16 protein-coding genes are annotated in these 20,634 nt (G+C 72.0%); 5 read left to right on the top strand and 11 right to left on the bottom strand.

What is annotated here, in order from left to right:
• Window positions 1-24 precede the first annotated feature (24 nt).
• The 8 genes from ubiA to recG all read right to left on the bottom strand — a co-directional run bounded on the left by ubiA (window position 25) and on the right by recG (window position 11,841).
• Window positions 25-891, bottom strand: a complete 867-nt coding sequence (gene ubiA / locus HQN59_RS00985; protein ID WP_176065197.1) for a 4-hydroxybenzoate octaprenyltransferase — start codon at window positions 889-891, stop codon at window positions 25-27.
• Window positions 892-1,079: 188 nt separating this feature from the next.
• Window positions 1,080-2,792 (bottom strand): amidohydrolase, encoded by a 1,713-nt coding sequence (locus HQN59_RS00980; protein WP_176065195.1) that lies wholly within the window; start codon window positions 2,790-2,792, stop codon window positions 1,080-1,082.
• A gap of 316 nt (window positions 2,793-3,108) precedes the next feature.
• The gene (locus tag HQN59_RS00975) at window positions 3,109-4,749 is read right to left on the bottom strand and encodes a peptide chain release factor 3 (protein WP_176065193.1); all 1,641 of its coding nucleotides are present in this window, start codon (window positions 4,747-4,749) and stop codon (window positions 3,109-3,111) included.
• A 67-nt stretch (window positions 4,750-4,816) separates the two neighbouring features.
• Window positions 4,817-5,926, bottom strand: a complete 1,110-nt coding sequence (locus tag HQN59_RS00970; RefSeq protein WP_176065191.1) for a phospholipase A — start codon at window positions 5,924-5,926, stop codon at window positions 4,817-4,819.
• 112 nt (window positions 5,927-6,038) lie between these two features.
• Window positions 6,039-6,962: a hydrogen peroxide-inducible genes activator gene (locus tag HQN59_RS00965; protein ID WP_176065189.1), complete on the bottom strand. Its 924-nt coding sequence runs from the start codon at window positions 6,960-6,962 to the stop codon at window positions 6,039-6,041.
• Between the two features lie 170 nt (window positions 6,963-7,132).
• Complete coding sequence (locus HQN59_RS00960; protein WP_176065187.1) at window positions 7,133-8,029, bottom strand: amino acid ABC transporter substrate-binding protein; 897 nt, start codon at window positions 8,027-8,029, stop codon at window positions 7,133-7,135.
• A 134-nt stretch (window positions 8,030-8,163) separates the two neighbouring features.
• Window positions 8,164-9,504: a Yip1 family protein gene (locus HQN59_RS00955; protein WP_176065185.1), complete on the bottom strand. Its 1,341-nt coding sequence runs from the start codon at window positions 9,502-9,504 to the stop codon at window positions 8,164-8,166.
• 117 nt (window positions 9,505-9,621) lie between these two features.
• Window positions 9,622-11,841 (bottom strand): ATP-dependent DNA helicase RecG, encoded by a 2,220-nt coding sequence (recG, locus tag HQN59_RS00950; protein WP_176065183.1) that lies wholly within the window; start codon window positions 11,839-11,841, stop codon window positions 9,622-9,624.
• Between the two features lie 16 nt (window positions 11,842-11,857).
• Here recG and queA point away from each other — a divergent pair, with 16 nt between their 5' ends.
• The 5 genes from queA (at window position 11,858) to HQN59_RS00925 (ending at window position 17,247) form a co-directional block, all read left to right on the top strand.
• The gene (queA, locus tag HQN59_RS00945) at window positions 11,858-12,919 is read left to right on the top strand and encodes a tRNA preQ1(34) S-adenosylmethionine ribosyltransferase-isomerase QueA (protein WP_176065181.1); all 1,062 of its coding nucleotides are present in this window, start codon (window positions 11,858-11,860) and stop codon (window positions 12,917-12,919) included.
• A gap of 190 nt (window positions 12,920-13,109) precedes the next feature.
• A complete protein-coding gene (locus HQN59_RS00940; RefSeq protein WP_342451085.1) occupies window positions 13,110-14,330 on the top strand; it encodes a PQQ-dependent sugar dehydrogenase in 1,221 nt (406 codons plus the stop codon).
• A 211-nt stretch (window positions 14,331-14,541) separates the two neighbouring features.
• Complete coding sequence (gene tgt, locus HQN59_RS00935; RefSeq protein ID WP_176065179.1) at window positions 14,542-15,669, top strand: tRNA guanosine(34) transglycosylase Tgt; 1,128 nt, start codon at window positions 14,542-14,544, stop codon at window positions 15,667-15,669.
• Between the two features lie 192 nt (window positions 15,670-15,861).
• Window positions 15,862-16,278 (top strand): CBS domain-containing protein, encoded by a 417-nt coding sequence (locus tag HQN59_RS00930; protein ID WP_176065177.1) that lies wholly within the window; start codon window positions 15,862-15,864, stop codon window positions 16,276-16,278.
• Window positions 16,279-16,302: 24 nt separating this feature from the next.
• Window positions 16,303-17,247: a YihY/virulence factor BrkB family protein gene (locus tag HQN59_RS00925; protein ID WP_176065175.1), complete on the top strand. Its 945-nt coding sequence runs from the start codon at window positions 16,303-16,305 to the stop codon at window positions 17,245-17,247.
• A gap of 71 nt (window positions 17,248-17,318) precedes the next feature.
• On the opposite strand, the gene HQN59_RS00920 is transcribed toward HQN59_RS00925, so the two are convergent.
• Genes HQN59_RS00920 through HQN59_RS00910 form a run of 3 tightly spaced genes read right to left on the bottom strand, consistent with a single transcriptional unit; the run spans window position 17,319 to window position 20,566 of the window.
• Entirely contained in the window at window positions 17,319-19,226 is a 1,908-nt protein-coding gene (locus HQN59_RS00920) for an MFS transporter (protein WP_176065173.1), read from the bottom strand.
• 42 nt (window positions 19,227-19,268) lie between these two features.
• Window positions 19,269-20,114 carry a DUF2145 domain-containing protein gene (locus HQN59_RS00915; RefSeq protein ID WP_425342676.1) on the bottom strand — a complete coding sequence of 282 codons (846 nt, stop codon included), beginning with the start codon at window positions 20,112-20,114 and terminating at the stop codon, window positions 19,269-19,271.
• A complete protein-coding gene (locus tag HQN59_RS00910) occupies window positions 20,111-20,566 on the bottom strand; it encodes a hypothetical protein (protein ID WP_176065171.1) in 456 nt (151 codons plus the stop codon). The genes HQN59_RS00915 and HQN59_RS00910 overlap by 4 nt, the downstream gene beginning before the upstream one ends.
• Window positions 20,567-20,634 lie beyond the last annotated feature (68 nt).

Raw genomic sequence — 20,634 nt, 5'->3', positions numbered from 1 at the left:
CCGTCGCGCAGCGCCTCTTTCATGTCAGATCAGCCCGGCGACCACGCCGGCGAACACCGCGAAGCCGACCCAGTGGTTGAGTCGGAAGGCGCGAAAGCAGCCTTCGCGCGAGCGGTCGCGGATCAGCGTGTAGTGCCAGGCCGCGATCCCCGCGGCGGTGGCGATGCCGAGGTAGAACGCGGCGCCGAGTTCGAGCCGGGCGCCGATCGCGGCCCAGCTCGCCAGGTACACGGCATAGAACGCCATCACGCCGATCACGTCGAAGCGGCCGAGCGTGATGGCGGACGTCTTGATGCCGATCCTGAGGTCGTCGTCGCGGTCGACCATGGCGTACTCGGTGTCGTAGGCGAGCACCCAGAACAGGTTGCCGGCGAGCAGCGCCCAGGCGATCGCCGGCACCTGGCCGAGCACCGCGGCGAACGCCATCGGAATGCCGAAGCTGAAGGCGACCCCGAGCACCGCCTGCGGCATCGACAGCACGCGCTTACTGAATGGATAGACCAATGTCACGGCCAGCGCCGCGACGCTCCAGGCGACCGCCGCCGGCGTGGTGGTCAGCACCAGTGCGAACGCGACGAGCGCGAGCGCGGCGCCCAGCATGAGCGCCTCGCGCACGCTGACGCGGCCGCTCGTCACCGGCCGGTTGGCGGTGCGCTTGACGTGGCGGTCGAAGTCGCGGTCGGCGACGTCGTTGACCGCGCAGCCGGCGCTGCGCATCAGGAAGGTGCCGAGCGTGAACACCACGAGCAGGTGCCAGCCCGGAAAGCCCCGCGCCGCGATCCATAGCGCGGCGAGCGTCGGCCAGAGCAGCAGCCAGGTGCCCGCCGGACGATCCCAGCGGATGAGGTCGAGGTAGAGCGAAAGGCGGGAGGGCGCGGGCAGCGTGGCCATGCCGCGATTGTCGGGGGTGGCCGGACTGCGACCTCGCGCAGCGGAGCGCCGCGCGACGAGCGCGGCCGCGGCGGCGCGGCATCGACGGCTGCCGGCGCGGGCCGCACCCGCGGTTCAGCTGGCGGGGCCGCGCGCGGCGCTGGCGGACTGCCGCAGCCCCGCTGCCAGGCACCCTGCGGGGTGCGCGTTCAGAACCCGTACATCCGCACGTCGCCGCTGTTGTGCACCACCTTGCCGCCGACGATCGTCAGCACCGAGCGCAGCTTCTTCAGCGACTCGTCCGGAACGCGGAAGTAGTCGTCGTTCAGCACCACCAGGTCGGCGAGCTTGCCGCCCTCGATCGAGCCGATCTTGTCCTCTTCCTTGCTGAACCAGCCGTTCGCCGCGGTGTAGAGGCGGATCGCCTCCTGGCGGGTCAGCGTCTGGCCGGCGTTGATCAGCTCGCCCGAGCTGTTCTTCCCGGTTGTCATGTAGTACAGCATCAGCCACGGGTTGAGCGCCGAGATCTGCGCCGAGTCCGAGCCGGCGCCGACCTTGATGCCGCTGTCGAGGATCATCCGGTACGGCGGCCCAGCCGCGGCCGGCGTACCGGCGAGGTAGCGGAAGCCGTGCAGCGCCAGCCCGGCGCCCATCGCCTTCAGGCGCTGCACGTTCTGCGGCGTGATCGTCATCGCGTGCGCCAGCGACCAGTGCAGCGGCGCGATCGGCACCTGCGCGTTGAGCTGTTCCCAGGCGGTGATGGCCGCGTTGTCCTCGGCCGACGACAGCGTGTGCTGCTGATAGATCCAGCCGCGCTGGGCGGCCTTGCGCACCGCCGCGGGGTAGTTGGCCGGCAGCACCACCTGCCCGAACAGCGGCCAGTTGGTGATGAACTCGCCAAGCCCGGCGGTCTTCAGCCAGTCGTTGCCGAACTCGCGGAACGCGTTCTCGACGCGGCGCGACAGGATCGGGATGGCGAGCGAGTTGTCCATGCTGAGGAAGAACACGCGCACCCGCACCTTCATCTGCCCGTTGCGATGCAGCTCGAGGATCGGGTCGTACGCGGTGTACGGGTCCCAGCTCGCGGCGCCGTCGAAGGTGAACTCGTCCTCGTGGTTCGGCGAGCCGGGGATCAGGAAGCCCCCCATGTCGAAGTTGGACGTGACGCCGAGCGCGGCGGCGTACGCCATGGCGTCGAGCGTGCCGCGCTTCTTGTCGTCGAACGTCTGCACGGAGCGCAGCGCGTTCAGTGCCGCCACCGTCGGGGCGTTGGCGGCGATCGAGCCGTCGGCGCCGACCGCGATGCCGCGGCTTGTGAAGAACGCACGTCCGGCCGAGTTGGTGACCGACGGGCCGGTGAACGCCACCTGCAGGTAGACCGGGTTCGACGGCGCGATCGCGTCGAGCTCGGCGAGCGTCGGCAGCCGCTTCTCGACGAACTGCGCCGGGTTGAAGCCGCCGATCGAGGTGATGAACGCGCCAGCCGGCGCGTTGCGGATGCGCATGCGGTAGGTCGACGCAATGTCGGCGAATGTGCGCGCGGTCTCGATCGGCGTGTGATAGCCGGGCCGGATGCCGAGCAGCACGATGTGGTTGTGGTTGTCGACCAGGCCCGGCAGCACGGTGCGACCCCCGAGGTCGACCACCTGCTGGCAGTGCTCGCCGAACGCGAACGACGCGCGTCCGACCGCCGCGAATCGGTCGTCGTGGATCGTCAGCGTCGAGACGACGCGATTCGACGCGTCCATCGTGTGGATGCGCCCGTTGATCAGCGTGATGTCGCGACCGTGCGGGCAGTCGTTGTCGCGGTCGCGATCCCGATCGGCGTCGTTCGCCGAGACGGCGGCACCGGCCAGCAGCAGCGTCGCGGCGGCGAGGCCCCGCAACCAGGCGCCGGGAGCGCCGTACCAGAGGCTCTTCATGGTTGTCTCCTTGTGGGGGTCGGCCGCTCTGCGTCGGCCCGCAACAAGGATAGGAACCGGCTGCCAAGGCCGGAAGTGACGAATTTCGATGCTCGTCATCGACGCCGTGAATCCGGCGTGCGGGAATCCACCGAGCCGCAAGCGTGGCGCGACGCCTCGGCCGCTTCCGGAGGGCCGGCTGGCTCGGTTCCCCACAGGGCGTCAGCGCTGCGTCGCTTGCGGGACGGTGGTCGTTCAGCCGGTCCGCCGTCGGACCGGGATCAGGGCACGCCGAGCTCGCGCCGACGGGTCGCCCCGACACCGATCGGCCGCGCAGTCAGCCTTCGAGCTGGCGCTGGAACACCAGCCCGGCGTGCTCGCGCAACGCATGGAAGCGGATCTGCGGCCAGTTCGACTCGATCGCGCGCAGCTCGGGCGCGTACTCGACCAGCACCGTCGGCGCGTCGACCGCGTCGTAGGCGACCCGGTGCGCGTTGGCGTCGATGAAGCGCTGCAATTCCTTCTGACCGCCCGCTTCGGGCGGGCAGGTGACCCAGCGGGCGACCTGGAAACGGCTCGGCATGATGCGCGCCTTCACGCCGTACTCGTGCTCGAGGCGGTGCGCGACCACCTCGAATTGCAGCTGGCCGACCGCGCCGAGCAGCAGCAGCGAGCCGGCGAGGGGACGGAACACCTGGATCGCGCCCTCCTCGCCGAGCTGGGTGAGGCCGGCGCGCAGCTGCTTGGTGCGCAGCGGATCGGCGACTTCGACGCTCCTGAACATCTCGGGCGCGAAGAACGGCAGCCCGGTGAACTGCAGCGGCTCGCCTTCGGTGAGGGTGTCGCCGAGCTGCAGCACGCCGTGGTTCGGAATGCCGATGATGTCGCCGGCGAATGCCTCGTCGAGCAGCTCGCGCCGCTGGCTGAGGAAGCTCACGACGCTGTTCGGGCGCAGTTCCTTGCCGGAGCGCACGACCTTGAGCCGCATGCCGCGCTCGAAGTGACCCGACGCCACGCGCAGGAACGCGATGCGGTCGCGGTGCGCCGGGTCCATGTTGGCCTGGATCTTGAACACCACGCCGCTGAACTTCGGTTCCGAGGGCAGCACCTCGCGCTGGATCGCGACCCGCTTGTCGGGCGGCGGCGCGAGGTCGACGAGGGCGTCGAGCACCTCGCGCACGCCGAAGTTGTTGACCGCCGACCCGAAGAACATCGGTGTCTGCCGGCCCGCGAGGAACGCCGCCTCGTCGAACGGCGGCGCCGCGTCGGTGAGCAGCTCGATCTCGCCGGCAGCCTGTTCGTACGGCGCGCCGAAGCGCTCGGCATAAGCCGGGTTGTCGAGCCCGGCGAGGATCTCGTCGTCGTCCTCGTTGCGGTCGGCGCCCGGCTTGAACACGCGCATCTGCTGCGCGCGCAGGTCCATCACGCCATGGAACGTCTTGCCCATGCCGACCGGCCAGGTGAACGGCACGACTTCCATGCCGAGTTCGCGCTCGATCTCGTCCATCAGCGCGAGCGGCTCCTGCACCTCGCGGTCCATCTTGTTGACGAAGGTCAGGATCGGCGTGTTGCGGGCGCGGCAGACCTGCAGCAGCCGGCGGGTCTGCGGCTCGACGCCGTTGGCGGCGTCGATCACCATCAGCGCGGCGTCGACGGCGGTCAGCACGCGATACGTGTCTTCCGAGAAGTCCTGGTGGCCTGGCGTGTCGAGCAGGTTGATGACGCAGTCGCGGTACTCCATCTGCATCACCGAACTGGCGACCGAGATGCCGCGCTGCTTCTCGATCTCCATCCAGTCGGAGGTCGCGTGGCGCGACGCCTTGCGCGCCTTCACCGAGCCCGCGATCTGGATCGCGCCCGAGAACAGCAGCAGCTTCTCGGTCAGCGTGGTCTTGCCGGCGTCGGGGTGCGAAATGATCGCGAAGGTGCGGCGGCGCCGAACTTCGCGTTCGATCGCCGGCGGGGTGAGGTCGGACATGCGGTCGCGGCCGAGCGGCCGGCGGGGGAAACCCGCAATTATCGGGGCGCGCTGCCGGGCGAGGCGCCTACCAGCCGAACAGCGTCACGCCGAACCCGATCGAACTCTGGCGGAAGTTGTAGTCGATCAGCGTCTCGCCGTAGCCGCTGAACGCCTGCAGGTACCAGCGCAGGCCCTTCGGGTCCTTGCGGTTCACGGGCATCGTGGCGTCGAGCTGCAGCGAGCCGTGCCGGGTGTCGAAGTTGGTGCGCCAGAGCGCGCTCAGCGTGTACGCACCGGGTGTCCACACGCCGAGCAGCTCGGTGCGGCCGCGGAAGTGCGTGAGGTCGGGGTTGTCGTCCTGGTCGTCGCTCTCGTGGATGCGCACGTGGTGGCGCGCGGTGATCGCGAACGGGCCGTTCTCGACCGCCGCCATCGCGTACCAGCGGTTCCAGCTGCGCGAGAACGGCAGCGCCTGGCCGTTCGAGTGGTGCGCGAGGCCGAGGCCGACGAGGCGGGTGCGCCAGCCGAACGGCAGCGACTGCGAGAACGGCACCACGTAGACGAGCTCGGGCTCGTGCTCGGTCACGCGGAACGGCCGCGAGATGCCCCCGCTGTAGATCTGCCAGAGCGACTGCTGGGTGTAGGCGAACCAGAGGTCGGCGTCCGGCAGAAGCAGGCCTTCGGCGAGCTTGGTGCGCAGCGAGATCTGCAGCTTGGCCTCGACGCTGCGGTAGTGCGGCAGGGTGCCCGAGTGGTCGGGTGCCGGCGAGCGCGGGTGACGGTTGACGCGCGTCGTCGCGTGCAGCGGGAAGAAGTAGTTCGGGCGGTAGCCGCTGAAGTTGAAGGTGCCGCGCTTCCTCTCGGGGGTGAGCTCCCAGAGGGCGTCGAGGTAGCTGCCGGAGTCGTCGACCGACCCGGTGACCGCCGCCTGCGGCGCCGCGGCGGGGGCGGCCGCCGCGGCCTGCGCCTCGGGCGCGGTCGGCGCGCCGGCGGGCGCACCCTTGACCTGCGCCGCCACCGCCCGGTCGAAGCAGGCGAGCCGCTCGGCGTCGACGCGCAGCGGCGCGCATGCCTCGATCGCCCCCGGCAGGCGGGCGGCGGGCTCGGCCGGTTGGGCGCTTGCGGACGCCGCGGCGGCCGCGGCGAGCAAGGCCGCGACAGCGGGAGCGGACGGGAACGGGAGGCGAAGCGACATGGAAACGACGACCGGGCGACGGCCGGGATGACGAGGCCGGCAGGTCCGGGGCCGGCGAGTGTGCCATCGGGGCACGCCGCACCGCGTCGCCGCGGCCGCAGGCAAGCCGCGGCTACGGCGTCAGCCGGTGGACGCCGTCGAGCCTGCAGGCGTAGATGACGTTGCGCAGCGCCGCGATCGCCTCGTAGCGCGTGAAGCTGCGGCGCCAGACCAGCACCACGCGACGCGTCGGCGCCGGATCGGCGAATGGCACGTACGCGATGTGCGGCTGCGGCTCGTCGGTCACCGACAGGCGCGGCACCACCGTGACGCCCATGCCGGCCGAAACCATGTACTTGATCGTCTCGAGCGACGAGCCCTCGAAGGTCTTGCCGATGCCCTCGGCGTTGCCGGAAAACGGCGCGTACTCGGGGCAGACCTCGAGCACGTGGTCGCGGAAGCAATGGCCGGTGCCGAGCAACAGCATCTTCTCCTGGCGCAACTCGTCGGCGCTGATCGAGGCGCGGCTGGCGAGCGGGTGCGCCTTCGGTAGCGCGACCACGAACGGTTCGTCGTAGAGCTTGGCGATCGCCAGGCCGCTGTCGGGGAACGGCTCGGCCATGATCGCGCAGTCGAGCTCGCCGGCGCGCAGCATCTCGAGCAGCTTGACGGTGAAGTTCTCCTGCAGCATCAGCGGCATTTGCGGCACCCGCTCGATCGCCTCGCGCACGAGCTCGGGCAGCAGGTAGGGGCCGATCGTGTAGATGACGCCGAGGCGGAGCGGGCCGGCCACCGGGTCGTGGCGGCGCTTGGCGGTCTCGCGGATCGAGTTCACCTGGTCGAGCACCGCCTGCGCCTGGCGCACGATCTCCTCGCCGATCGGGGTGACGCTCACGTCGCTGGTGCCGCGCTCGAAGATGCGCACCTCGAGCTCGTCCTCGAGCTTCTTGATCGAGATGCTGAGGGTCGGCTGCGACACCGAGCACGACTCGGCCGCGCGCCCGAAGTGACGCTCGCGCGCGACGGCGACCACGTAACGGAGTTCGGTGAGCGTCATGGCATGCGTCGGAAGGCCGGCGCGGAAAGTATGTCAGGGCTTGTGGCACGCGACGAGCCCGGATGCGGCAGCGCGCCGCCGGGCGTCGGAGCGCCCGGGCCGCCCGCGATCGCACGCGCCCATGAAAAAAGGCCGGCACGCGGCCGGCCTTTCGCGACGCGCGGTGCGCGTCAGGTCGCCGGCTTGTCGCTCAGCGCCTTCATGTTGTCCATCAGCTCCTTGCTCATCGGCACCTGCAGGTTGATGCCCTTGGGCGGGATCGGCGACTGGAACCACTTCTTGTAGAGCGCCTCGAATTCGCCGCTCTTCATGAGACCCGCGAGCGTGTCGTCGACGAGCTTCTTGAACGCCGGATCGTCGCGCCGCAGCATGATCGCGTACGGCTCGACCTGGATCGCCTCGCCGACCACCGCGAGCTCGGCCGGGTTCTGCGCCGCGGCCCGCAGGCCGTACAGCAGGATGTCGTCCATGCCGAACGCGACCGCACGACCGGTCTGCACCATCAGCGCGGCCTCGGCGTGATCCTTGGCGCTCAGCAGGTCCATGTTGAGCTTGCGCTCCTCGTTGAGCGTGCGAAGGATGCGGTAGTTGGTGGTGCCGGTGGTCGACACCACCTGCTTGCCGGCCAGGTCGGCGATCGACTTGACCTGGGTGCCGGTCTTCACCAGGAAGCGCGTGCCGGTATAGAAGTAGTTGGTCGCGAACGCGACCTGCTTGCCGCGCTCGCTGTTGTTGGTGGTCGAGCCGCACTCGATGTCGATGGTCCCGTTCTGCAGCAGCGGAATCCGGTTCTGCGAGGTCACCGCCTGCAGGTTCACCTTGAGGTCGTTGCGGCCGGTCGCGCGCTTGACCTGGTCGACGATCTTCATGCAGATCTCGTGCGCGAAGCCGACCGGCTGCGCCTTGTCGTCGAGGTACGAGAACGGGATCGACGACTCGCGGTAGGCAAGCGTCATCGCGCCGCTCTGCTTGACCTTGTCGAGCGTCGACGTGGGTGTCTGCGCCATCGAGAGCAGCGGCGCCGCGAGCGCGAGCAGCAGGAACGAGCGCGGGACGAGACGGATCATGAGCGGCCTTTCCGGGGCGAGCTGGCGAGCAGCGGTGCGCAAGGATATCGCGCGGCCTTCACCCCGCACGCGGTTCCGGATCGGCGGCGGGGCGGTGTCTTCACCGGCACCGCGGCGCGTTTTCGCGCCGCTTTTCAGCGCGTCGGCGCGCGCTGCAGCGCCTCGAGCCGTGCCACGTCGAGTGCCGCGTAGAGGCCCTTGAGGAACGGCATCGGCACCCGCTCTCCCTGCACCTCGACCATCACGCCGTTGGCGAGGATCACCGTGAAGGTCGCGCGCGCGCCGTCCGCAGTCGAAACCTCGCGGATCGCGCGCTGGCCGTCGTTGTAGCTGGCCTCGCTCTGCGTCGCCGATCGGCTGTGCAGTTCGACGTGCGGGCGCGTGCGCATCTCGGGCTGCAGCACGGCGCCGCCGAGGTCCGCGACGGCAACGCTGACGCGCCGCTCGCCCGACGCGTAGCGTGCCTTCGCCCACGCCAGCAGCGTGTCGCCGGGCCGCGCGTCGCGCGCGGCGATGGACTCGCGGCGCCAGTCGCGCAGGGTCTCGGGCAACGCGGCGCGCAGGTCCGCTGCAGGGAGCGGGCGACCGCCGGGTGCGACGCGGACGCTCGCGGCGACCGGGTTCGACGCCGCGGCGCGCGCGGCCGATGCGGGCGCTGCAGGGCTCGCCGACGCGGCCGCTGGTCCGGCCGCCGATGCCGAGGCGGGCGGCGCTGCACCGGCGCCACTGACCGGCTCCGGCCCGGACCCCGCCGAAGCGGCCGCGGCGCCGTCGCCCGCGCGCGCGGCATCGCCCGCCGCCGCGGCGATGCGCCGGCTCGTCGCCTCCATCTGTTCGGCGATCGCCGCCACGGTGGTGCGGTCGAACCCGAGCGGCTCCGGCGCACGCTGGGCGCTCGCCCAGCGCGGGCCGGGACTCGCCGGGACGGAGCGTTCGAGCAGTGCGCCGACCGCGAGCGCGATCAGCCCGCTCGCCACCGTCACGGCCGACGTGTAGGCGAGCGCGTTCGGGCGCGGCGTCTTCAGCAGCGGCGCGAGGCCGGTGTGGAAGAGGTACACCGCCCAGGCTGCGCCGAGCAGTGCGAGCGCGGGCAGCGGGGTCGCGAGCAGCACGCAGCCCAGCGCCACGGCCGTCGCCGTGTAGCCGACGAGGTCGAGCGTCGCCTTGAGGTTGCGGCGCGTGCCGAACAGCGGCGCGAGCGCGTCGACGAGCAGCGTGAGCGCGCCGACCGCGAGCAGCGCGCCGCCGTACGTGACCGCCGGCCAGAGCAGTGCGCGACCGAGCCAGGCGGCGTCGGGGGCGTCGGGCCGGGCTCCGCCGAGCACCGAGCGGCGCATGAACACCGCGAGCGCGGGCAGCAGCATGACGAGCGCGAGGTGGCCGGCGACGCGTCGGGCGCGCGGCTCGGCCGTGATCGCGAGCCAGGTTCGCCGCGGCTTCAGCAGGATCGCTGCGGCGCGACCGAACAGTGACATCCGAGTGCTTCCTCCCAGGTTCGTCGTGCGCGGCAGCGCGTCGCCGTGGCGGGCGATGTTAGCGACGGGCGACGCACCGGTCGCGCGAGCGAGCCGGCCGGTGTGCGCGAGGGCGCGTCAGGCCTTGCGGTACTCGGCGCGATCACCGAGCCAGCGCGCCACGTGGCGCGCGGCGGCGGCCGGGTCGCGGGCAAGGAGCGTCTCGGCGGCGCCGCGCGCCTGCTCGACGAGTTCGCTGTCGGCGTGCAGGTCCGCAAAGCGCAGGAGCGCGGCGCCCGACTGACGCGCACCGAGAAACTCGCCGGGCCCGCGAATCTCGAGGTCGCGCCGCGAGATCTCGAAGCCGTCGGCGGTCTCGAGCATCGCCTTGAGGCGCGCCTTCGCGGTGATCGAGAGCGGGCTGCCGTAGAGCAGCACGCAAACGCTCGCGACCGAGCCGCGCCCGACGCGGCCGCGCAGCTGGTGCAGCTGCGACAGGCCGAAGCGCTCGGCGTGCTCGATCACCATCAGCGAGGCATTGGCGACGTCGACGCCGACCTCGACCACGGTCGTCGCGACCAGCACCGCGACGTGGCCGGCCGCGAACGCGGCCATCGTCGCCGCCTTCTCGGCCGCCGGCATGCGGCCGTGCAGCAGCCCGACGGGCTGGCCGGGCAGCGCCGCCGACAGGCGCCGATGCGTGCGGGTGACGTTCTCGAGTTCGCGCGCGGCCGCCGACGCGGTGCCGCGCGCGGCGTTGCGGGCGCCCGGCCGTGCGGCGCGAGCGCCGGCGCCGGGCCCCTCGCCGGTCGAGTCGGCGCCATCCTCCGTCTCGTCGTCGATCACCGGGCAGACCCAGTACGCCTGCCGCCCGCGCGCGATCTCGTCGCGGATGCGCGCGATCACCTCGTCGCGACGGGCGTCGGCGAACAGCTTGGTGACGATCGGCATGCGGCCGGGCGGCAGCTCGTCGATGGTGCTGACGTCGAGGTCGGCGAACAGCGTCATCGCGAGCGTTCGCGGGATCGGCGTTGCGCTCATCATCAGCGTGTGCGGCTCGAGCGCCGCGCCGCCGTGGGCGCTCGACGCCTGGGCGACCAGCTTCGCCCGCAACGCGAGACGCTGCTCGACGCCGAAGCGGTGCTGCTCGTCGATGATCGCGAGGCCGAGCCGCGCGAAGCGCACCTGCTCTTCGATCACGGCGTGGGTGCCGACCACGAGCATCGCCTCGCCCGACGCGACCTGCTCGAGCATCCGGTCGCGCGCCTTGCCCTTGCGGCTGCCGGTCAGCCAGGCAACGCCGACGCCGAGGGGCGCGAGCCAGCCGACCAGCTTGCGCAGGTGCTGCTCGGCGAGGATCTCGGTCGGCGCCATCAGCGCGCACTGCCAGCCCGCCTCGATCGCGCGCCCGGCGGCGAGCGCCGCGACCACCGTCTTGCCGGAGCCGACGTCGCCCTGCAGCAGGCGGTGCATCGGCTGCTCGCGCGCGAGGTCGGCGTCGATCTCGGCGACGACGCGCTGCTGCGCCCTCGTGAGGCCGAACGGCAACGCGGCCAGCAGCGCGTCGCGCAGCGCGCCGACGCGCGCGGCGAAGCGCGGCGCGCGCTGGCGCTCGCGCTCGCGCTTGGCCTCGAGCTGCGCGATCTGCTGCGCCAGCAGCTCGTCGAACTTGAGGCGTTGCCACGCGGGGTGGCTGCGATCCTCGATGGCGTCGAGGTCGTCGTCGGGGCCGGGCGCGTGCAGCACCGCGAGCGCGGCGCGCAGCGGCATGGTGCCAGCAGGCAGCAGGTCGCCCGGCACGTGCTCGGCCAGGTCGGCGCGCGGCAGCGCACCGGCGACGGCCTTGCGCAGGTACGCCTGCGGCAGCTGCGCGCTGGTGGGATAGACCGGCGTCAGCGTGCGCGGCAGCGGGGTGCCGGCGTCGACCGCGCGGAACGTCGGGTGGACCATCTCGATGCCCAGGAGGCCCGCGCGCACCTCGCCGCGCACCCGCACGCGGTGCCCGACCGCGAGCGTCTTCTGGTGCGACGGGTAGAAGTGCAGGAAGCGCAGCACCAGGTCGTCGCTGCCGTCGCCGATCTTGACGACGAGCTGGCGCCGCGACCGGAACTCGACGCGGCAGTCGGTGACCACGCCCTCGACCTGTGCGGTGGCGCCGTCGCGCAGGCTCGCGATCGGCACGACCCGCGTCTCGTCGTCATAGCGCAGCGGCACGTGCAGCGCGAGGTCGATGTCGCGCACGAGGCCGAGCTTCTCGAGCGCCTGCTGCGGGCCGCTCTTGGCCGCCCTGGTCGGCGGGGCCGGCGCCGCTGGCTCGCGCGACGCCGCGGCGGCGGACGCGGGCGGCGGGGTGCTCATGGGACAATTTTGGCCGATGAGCGAGCCCCTGACGCTGAGCGACTTCGACTTCGACCTGCCGCCCGAGCTCATCGCGCAGCAACCTGCCGCCGAGCGCACCGCCTCGCGTCTGCTCGACGGCCGCGGCGCCGAGCCGGTCGATCGTCGCTTCCGCGACCTGCCCGGCCTGCTGCGCACCGGCGACCTGCTCGTCGTCAACGACACTCGGGTGATCAAGGCGCGCCTGCATGGCACCAAGGCGACCGGCGGGGCGGTCGAGGCGCTGGTCGAGCGCGTGCTGCCCGGCAACGACGTCCTGGCTCACGTGCGGGCCAGCAAGATGCCCAAGCCCGGCGGTCGCATCCGCTTCGCCGACGCGTTCGACGCCGACGTGATCGGGCGCGACGGCCCCGGCGACGCGCTGGTGCGGCTGCACTTTCCCGACGATCCGTTCGCCCTGCTCGAGCGCCACGGCGCGGTGCCGCTGCCGCCGTACATCGCGCACGACGCCGGCGCCGACGACGAGCGGCGCTACCAGACCGTGTTTGCGGCGCGCGCCGGTGCCGTCGCGGCGCCGACTGCCGCCCTGCACTTCGACGCCGCCCTGCTCGACGCGCTCGCCGCGCAAGGCGTCGACCGAGCCAGCGTGACGCTGCATGTCGGCGCCGGCACCTTCCAGCCGGTGCGCGACGACATCGCGTCGCACACCATGCACAGCGAGTGGTTCGAGGTGCCGCCCGCGACCGTCGCCGCCATCGAGGCGACGCGGCAGCGCGGCGGCCGCGTCGTCGCGGTCGGCACGACCACCCTGCGCGCGCTCGAATCGGCGGCGCGCGACGCCGCACCCGGCGAAACGCTGCGCGCCGGCAGCGCCGAGACCGACATCTTCATCAAGCCGGGCTTCGCGTTCCGCGTCGTCGACGTGCTGATCACGAACTTCCACCTGCCCAGGAGCACGCTGATGATGCTGGTCAGCGCGTTCGCCGGGCACGCGCGCATCCGCGCGCTCTACGCGCACGCGATCCGCGAGCGCTACCGCTTCTTCAGCTACGGCGACGCGATGCTGCTCGAGCGAACCCCCGCGGCTGCCGGTGGCTGACGTGCAGAGGCAAGTCGGGCCGCGGCGGCGGAGAGCGCCAGGCGTTACCGCCGACAGCGCCGCGCCGGCTCGGGATCGCCGCCCGGCGGTGTCCGGTGAGCCGACCAGCCGCGCAGCGAACGCGAGACGGACGTCGGGACGCTTCGCCGGCGCGCTTCTCGTCTGCCTGGCCGCCGCTGCGAGCGCCAGCGTGCATGCCGCCGAGCCCGCGCGTCCGGTGCCGCAGCGGGCGGCTGCAGCGGGCTCCGCCGCCGTCGAACCGGCCGGAGCAGCCTCGGCCCGCTCCGCCGCGGCGAGCGCCGCCGCCACCTGCGCCGGCTTTGCGCGGGTCGACCTCGCGTCGCCGCCCGGCACCTGCGTGGCGCTCGTCGCCGGCGCGGCCGACGGCCTGCGCATGCCGCGTCGCATGCTCGAGGTGGCGCCGAACCGCTTCTGGGTGGTCGACATGGGGAGCTGGGAGCCGAACCAGGGGCGCCTGATCGAACTGCGCGTCGGGCAGGTGGGCGACGCCGGCCCGCGCGCGCAGACGCGGGTGCTGCTCGATCGGCTCGACCGGCCGTTCGGCATGGTCGGCGCGCCCGATGGCCGGATCTACGTCGCCGAGGCGAGCCGCGTCTGGCGCCTCGCGCCGGGTGCGCCGCTGCGGCCCGACGCGGTGATCGACGGCCTGCCGGCCGACGGCGCGCATCCGCTCAAGGAGATCGTGTTCGGCGGGCCGGGCCGGCTCTTCATCGGCGTCGGCTCGGCGACCGACGCGTGTCGCGATGCCGCCGGGCGCCAGACGCTGCCCTGCCCCGAAATGAGCGGCGAACGGCCGCGCGCTGCGGTTTACGAGGCGCTGCTCGCCGGACCGCGGCAGACGCTGCACTCGCTGCGGCCGTTCGCGACGGGCCTGCGCAACTCGCTCGCGCTCGCCTGGCTGCCGCAGACACGAACGCTGCTGCAGGGCGAGAATTCGATCGACTACCCCGACGCCGGCGCGCCGCCCGAGGAGCTGAACCTGCTGCGCGACGGCGCGGACTACGGCTGGCCGGCGTGCGTGGGCGCACGGCGGCCGGCACGCGGCTACGCCGACCCGCCGTGCGCGCGCACGACCGCGCCGCTCAAGCTCTGGCCGGCGCACGCGGCGCCGCTGCACGCGCTCGCGCTGCCGACCGAGCATCGCAGCCCGTTCGCGGGCCAGTTGCTGGTGGCCTGGCACGGTCACCGCGCCGCCGGGCACCGCGTGGTCGGTTTCCCGCTCGACGCCGACGGCGTGCCGAGCGGCGCCCCGATCGAGTGGCTGCGCGAGCGCCCCCGCAGCCGCGGCGGCGCGTTCGCGCCGGCCGGCGTCGCCGTCGCCATGAGCGGTGCCCTGCTGGTCGCCGACGACCGGAATCGGCGGATCCTGATGCTGGTGCGCGAGCGCTGAGGGCGCCACACCGGGGACGCAGGCATCGCCCGCAGATCCAGCGCACAGTGCCGCAGCGGCGGCAGCCGTTGCCTCGTCGACCCGCACCCGCGGCGGGCTGCCAGAGCGATGCCCACGCCTGGCTGACTCGACGCTGCGGGCCGAGCCGCACCGGGGTTCGTCCACTCCGGCGCTGCCGCGTTCGCCGCAATTCGGCTGAGACAATCGCTCAATGCTCACCTTCGAATTGCTCGCGACCGACGGGCTCGCCCGCCGCGGCCGCCTGCAGCTGAACCACGGCAGCGTCGAGACGCCGGCCTTCATGCCGGTCGGCACCTACGGCACCGTCAAGGGCGTGATGCCCGATGCGCTCGTCGAGATGGGTGCGCAGATCATCCTGGGCAACACCTTCCACCTGTGGCTGCGCCCCGGGCTCGACGTGCTGCGCCAGTTTGGCGGACTGCACCGGTTCGAGAACTGGCAGCGTCCGATCCTCACCGACAGCGGCGGCTTCCAGGTCTGGTCGCTGGGCGCGAGCGCCAAGGTCACCGAGCAGGGCGTGCATTTCGCCTCGCCGGTGAACGGCGACAAGCTGCTGCTCACGCCTGAAGTCAGCATGCAGATCCAGGCCGTGCTGAACAGCGACGTGGTCATGCAGTTCGACGAGTGCACCGCGTACGAGGTCGACGGCCGCGTGACCGGCGAAGAGGCCGCGCGACGCTCGATGCAGCTCAGCCTTCGCTGGGCCGTGCGCTGCCGGGACGAGTTCGCGCGCCTCGAGAACCCGAACGCGCTGTTCGGCATCGTGCAGGGCGGCATGTACGAGAACCTGCGCGCTGAGTCGGTCGACGCGCTCGCCGAGCTCGACCTGCCCGGTTACGCGATCGGGGGCGTCAGCGTCGGCGAGCCGAAGGCCGAGATGGAGCGCATCGTCGCGCACACGCCGCAGCGCCTGCCGGCCGGAAAGCCCCGCTATCTGATGGGCGTCGGCACTCCGGAGGACCTGGTCTACGGCGTCGCCCATGGCGTCGACCTGTTCGACTGCGTGATGCCGACCCGCAATGCGAGGAACGGCCACCTCTTCACGCGCTTCGGGGATCTGCGCATCCGCAACGCGCGCTACAAGACCGACGAGCGCCCGCTCGACTCGACCTGCGCCTGCACCACCTGCCGCGGGTTCTCGCGGGCCTACCTGCACCACCTGGACCGCTGCGGCGAGATGCTCGGCGCGATGCTGGCGAGCGTGCACAACCTGCACTACTACCTGAACCTGATGCGCGAGGTGCGCGACGCGCTCGACGCCGGCGAGTTCGCGACATACCGCGAGCGCTTCGCCGCCGATCGGGCACGCGGCGTGTAGGGGGCGGGCGTCGGACGCGGCTGACCGCGCCGGGTGTCGCGTTCCGACGGTCGTCGCGGTGTTCGCCTGCTGACCGCATCTGCCGAGGCGACTAACCTCGCGCCGATGCGGTCGAACCCAGGCCGCGCGCCGTCGAGCCGCTCACCCGAGCCGGCCGCAGCACGGCCAAGCGGCCGCACACCGGAGATCGCGATGACCCAGATCCGAGACATCATGACGCGCGGCGTCGCCGTGGTTCAGCGCGACGCCACCCTGCAGGAGGCCGCGCAGATGATGCGCGACCTCGACATCGGCGCGTTGCCGGTCGGCGACGGCCCGGCGCTCGCCGGCATGGTGACCGACCGCGACATCGCGGTGCGCGGCGTCGCCGACGGGATGGTTCCGCAGGAGGCGCTGGTCGCCGACGTGATGACGCCCGACGTGCAGTGGTGCAGCGAGGACGACAGCGTCGAGGACGTGATGGCGCAGATGGGCGACGAGCAGGTGCGGCGCCTCCCGGTGCTGAGCGCGTCGCGCGAGATCGTCGGCATCGTTGCGCTCGGCGACCTGGCGACGCGGCAATCCCGGCATGTCGACGATGCGCTGCGGGAGATCTCGCAACCCGACTGAGCCGGGTCGCACCCGGCACGGCCGATGACGGTCCGCTCGTTCCTGCTGCGTCGCGTGATCGGGCGCTCGGCGCAGCACGTGCTGCGCCACCCCGCCGCGTTCGCGCTGCAGACGCTCAAGGGCTTTCGCGCCAACCAGGGCCTGCTGCTCGCCGGAGCGGTCGCGTACTACGCGCTGCTCTCGATCGTGCCGCTGCTGATCCTGTCGGTGATCGCGCTCTCGAACTGGATCGACCAGACCGAGTTGCTGCAGACGATCGGGCGCTACCTCGAATGGCTGGTGCCCGGCCAGTCGCGCGCGATCGTCGCCGAGCTTTCGCACTTCATGGACAACCGGGGGAGCGTCGGCTGGCTGCTGCTCGGCACCATGATCTTCTTCAGCTCGCTCGCGTTCACCGTGCTGGAGAACGCGATGTCGGTGATCTTCATCCACCGCGTCGCGGTGCGGCGGCGCCGCTTCGTGTTCTCGGCGCTGCTGCCGTACTGCTACATCCTCTCGCTCGGCGTCGGCCTGCTGCTGGTGACGCTGGTCGCCGGCAGCCTGCAGGCGATCGGCGAGGAGCACATCGAGTTCCTCGGCCGCGAGTGGTCGCTCGGCGGGCTCTCGGGCGCGCTGCTCTACCTGCTCGGATTCGCGGGCGAGGTGTTCGTCGTCACCTCGGTGTACCTGGTGATGCCGGTCGGCCGCCTGCACTGGCGCCACGCGCTGATCGGCGGGGTCACCGCCGCGCTGCTGTGGGAGCTGACGCGTCATGTACTGGTCTGGTATTTCGCGACGCTCTCGCAGGTGAACGTGGTCTACGGGTCGCTCACCACCGCGATCGTCGTGCTGCTCAGCCTCGAGCTCGCGGCAGCGCTGCTGCTGTTCGGCGCGCAGGTGATCTCGGAGTACGAACGCATCGACCACGGCCAGCCGATCGAGGAGACGCCCCAGGACTTCCGCACCGAGGCGGCGCCGCGCGAGCTTTGACGCGACGCGCGGCAGGCGAGGCGGCTGCGGCCTTGGCTCGCGGCGCGCCGAGCGTTCGCGGCGGTGCGCTTTCAGGACGCCAGCAGGGTGGCCACCCGCTCGCGCAGCGCGCCGGGCGACGTCTCGTGCGGCGCGAGCGGTGCGCCCGCGACGAGGCCGATCCGGCTGAACATGCCGCGGCGCAGCGGCTGGCTCATCGCCTTGCCGCCCGCGCGCGAGAAGAACGAGCCCCAGAGGTTCTGCAGCGCGAGCGGAATCACCGGCACCGGGTGCGTCTCCAGCAGCTTCATCACGCCGCCCTTGAACTCGCCGAGCGCGCCGTCGCGGGTGATCGCGCCTTCCGGAAAGATGCAGACGAGCTCGCCGTCGGCGAGCGCGGCACGCGCCCGTTCGAAGGCCTGCGCATAGATCGCCGGGTCCTCGCGCTGCGGCGCGATCGGGATCGCCTTGGCGAGGCGGAAGAACCAGCCGAGCAGCGGCGCCCGGAAGATGCGGTGGTCCATGATGAAGCGGATCGGCCGCGGGCTCGCCGCCATCAGGAGCACAGGGTCGGCGAAGCTGACGTGGTTGCAGACCAGGATCGCCGGCCCGCTGACCGGAATGTTCGCGTCGCCGCGGACCCGGAACCGATACACCACGCGAGTCGCGACGAACGCGACGAAGCGCAGCAGGTACTCGGGCACCAGCAAGAAGATGTAGCCGGCGACCACCGCGTTGAGCAGGCCCGTCACCAGGAAGACCTGAGGAATGGTCAGACCAAAGCCGAGCAGCACGCCGACGCCGAGCGAGCTGAGGATGAGGAACAGCGCGTTGAGGATGTTGTTGGCCGCGATCACGCGCGCCCGGTGGCTCGGCGCCGAGCGCATCTGGATCAGCGCATACATCGGCACGCTGTAGAGGCCGGCAAACAGCGAGAGCAGCGCCAGGTCGACCATCACGCGCCAGTGCGCCGGCCGGGCGACGAAGTCGGCGACGCCGAGGCTCGCCGCCGGCGCGAGCCCGCGCGCGGCGAAGTACAGGTCGATCGAGAACACGCTCATGCCGATCGCGCCGAGCGGCACCAGGCCGATCTCCACGTGGCGCCGCGACAGCACCTCGCAAAGCAGCGAGCCGACGCCGATGCCGACCGAGAACACCACCAGCAGCAGCGAGGCGACGCGCTCGTCGCCGTGCAGCACCTCCTTGGCGAACGCCGGAAACTGCGACAGGAACACCGCGCCGAAGAACCACATCCACGAGATGCCGAGCAGCGAGCGGAACACCACCACGTTGGCGTGCGCGAGCTTGAGGTTGGCCCAGGTCTCGCTCACCGGGTTCCAGTTGATGCGCAGCCGCGGGTCCGCGGGGGGCGACGCGGGGATCGCGTGCGCGGTGAGGCGCCCGACCACGGCGAGCGCGACGCAGGCCAGCGCCGCGTAGCGGGCGCCGGTGCCGGGAATCGCGATCAACAGGCCCCCGGCGACGCTGCCGAGCAGGATCGCGACGAAGGTGCCCATCTCGACCATGCCGTTGCCGCCGGTCAGCTCGCGCTCGCTGAGGTGCTGCGGCAGGTAGGCGAACTTCACCGGGCCGAACAGCGTCGAGTGCACGCCCATCAGGAACACGCAGGCCAGCAGCACGGGCACGTTGGCGGCGACGAAGCCCCAGCCGGCGAACGCCATGATCGCGATCTCCAGCGACTTCACGAGGCGGATCAGCCGCGCCTTGTCGAACTTGTCGGCGAGCTGCCCGCTGGTCGCCGAGAACAGCAGGAAGGGCAGGATAAAGAGCGCGCCGATCACGAGGCCGGCGAGCGTCGGCGGCAGCAGGTCGGATTGCAGGTGATAGGTCACCAGCACCGTCAGTGCGAACTTGAACAGGTTGTCGTTGCCGGCGCCGAGGAACTGGGTCCAGAAGAACGGCGCGAAGCGGCGCTGGCCGAGCAGGGAGAACTGGTTCGGGTGCTCGGCGTCGGGGGTGCTGGAACGGGTCGGGTCCAAGGCGGCTCCTGCGAGCGTGCGAAATCTGTTGACCGAGCAAATCTACCGGATGATCTGGGCGGGATCGCCGAGCCGGCTGCGCAGCAGCCAGGCGAACACCGAGTCGACGGTCGCAGTCTCGATGCGGTCGCCGAAGCGCTTCTCGCCCGGGTGGTCGTCGAACGCGATGTTGGCCGTCGTCAGGCGCGCGCCGAGCCGCTTGAATGCCGAGAGGTGCAGGGTGGTCGGCTGGTAGTCCTTGAGCCGCAGCCAGGCCTGCGCGCGCTGCCGCGTCGTCGCGTCGGCGTCCTCGGCCAGCGCGAGCGTCTCGAGGGCCCACTGGTTCGACTGCTGGTATCGGACCGACCACGGATACGCCAGCATGCTGTAGGCCGGCTCGTCGAGCTGCGCCACCCGGGCGTTGTCGCGCAGCAGCGGCAGCAGCCGCGCCTGCAGCTCGGGCGCCAGCACGACCATCGCGCCCTCGTCGCGGTAGAGGTCGTCGAGGAAGAACTCGCCGAGGCCCTGACGGTAGATCGAGGCGCGCGCGGTGCCGCATTGGTTGAGCTTGTGCACGACGCGCCAGCGCGCCGCGGCGCCGCTGCCGTCGCGATACGCGAGGCCGAGGTGCGAGTAACGCAAGCCGTACTCGTCGAGGTTCTGGCCGGCGCGCGCGAGCACCACCACCTGCGCGCCCGATCGATCGAGCTGGTCGGCGGCGCGCCGCGCGAGGTCGAGCGAGCGCCCCATGGCGAGCGCGTCGGGCCGCTTGCCGTCGCAGTTGCGGCCGGCGTGCGCGTTCGCTCCGGCGAGGGCCAGCGCGGCGGTCAGCATCGCGCCGAGCAGGCGCCGGGTCAGGGCACGGCGCCGGCTGGCCCACGCGGCCGGTCCAATCGTTGCCGCGCTCATCGGGTGACCCGTTCGTCGTAGAGCAGCGCGCTGCCGATCTCGTTGGGGACGAAGGCGACCGCTTCGCTCGCCGCCGACAGCACCCAGCCGGTGCTGACCGCGGTCACCGTGACGAGGGTGCCGGCTGCCACCGACGCGCCGCCGACGGCCTGCAAGCCGACCCGCACGCTCGTCCGCGCGCCGGTCGACGCCCGCTCGAGCAGCCAGACCGCGCCGTCGCCGCTGGCTACGACCGAGACGACGACCAGCGTCGCGCCTGCCGACAGCACGGCGCCGGTCGCCGCGACGGACGCGCCCACCGGCACCGCCGAGAGCCGGCTTGCGTCGGAGATCGCCGACTGCGCGTTCGCCTGCGCCAGCCCGACGGCGAGGCAGGCCGCGGCCGCGCTGCGGTACAGGACGGATCGCGGGAAGCAGGGCGCGGCGAGGCGGTTCGGTCTGGCGTCGATCAAGGTCGGTCTCCGGTGTTGCGATGCGGCGCCATCATCGGCACGCGTCGCGTGGCGCGCCAGCGCGGCGG

It is taken from the genome of Rhizobacter koreensis (assembly GCF_013366375.1).
Classification (GTDB): Bacteria; Pseudomonadota; Gammaproteobacteria; order Burkholderiales; family Burkholderiaceae_C; genus Schlegelella_A; species Schlegelella_A koreensis.
Note: the sequence above shows the minus strand (reverse complement) of the source record. Positions and strands in the feature narration are given on the sequence as shown.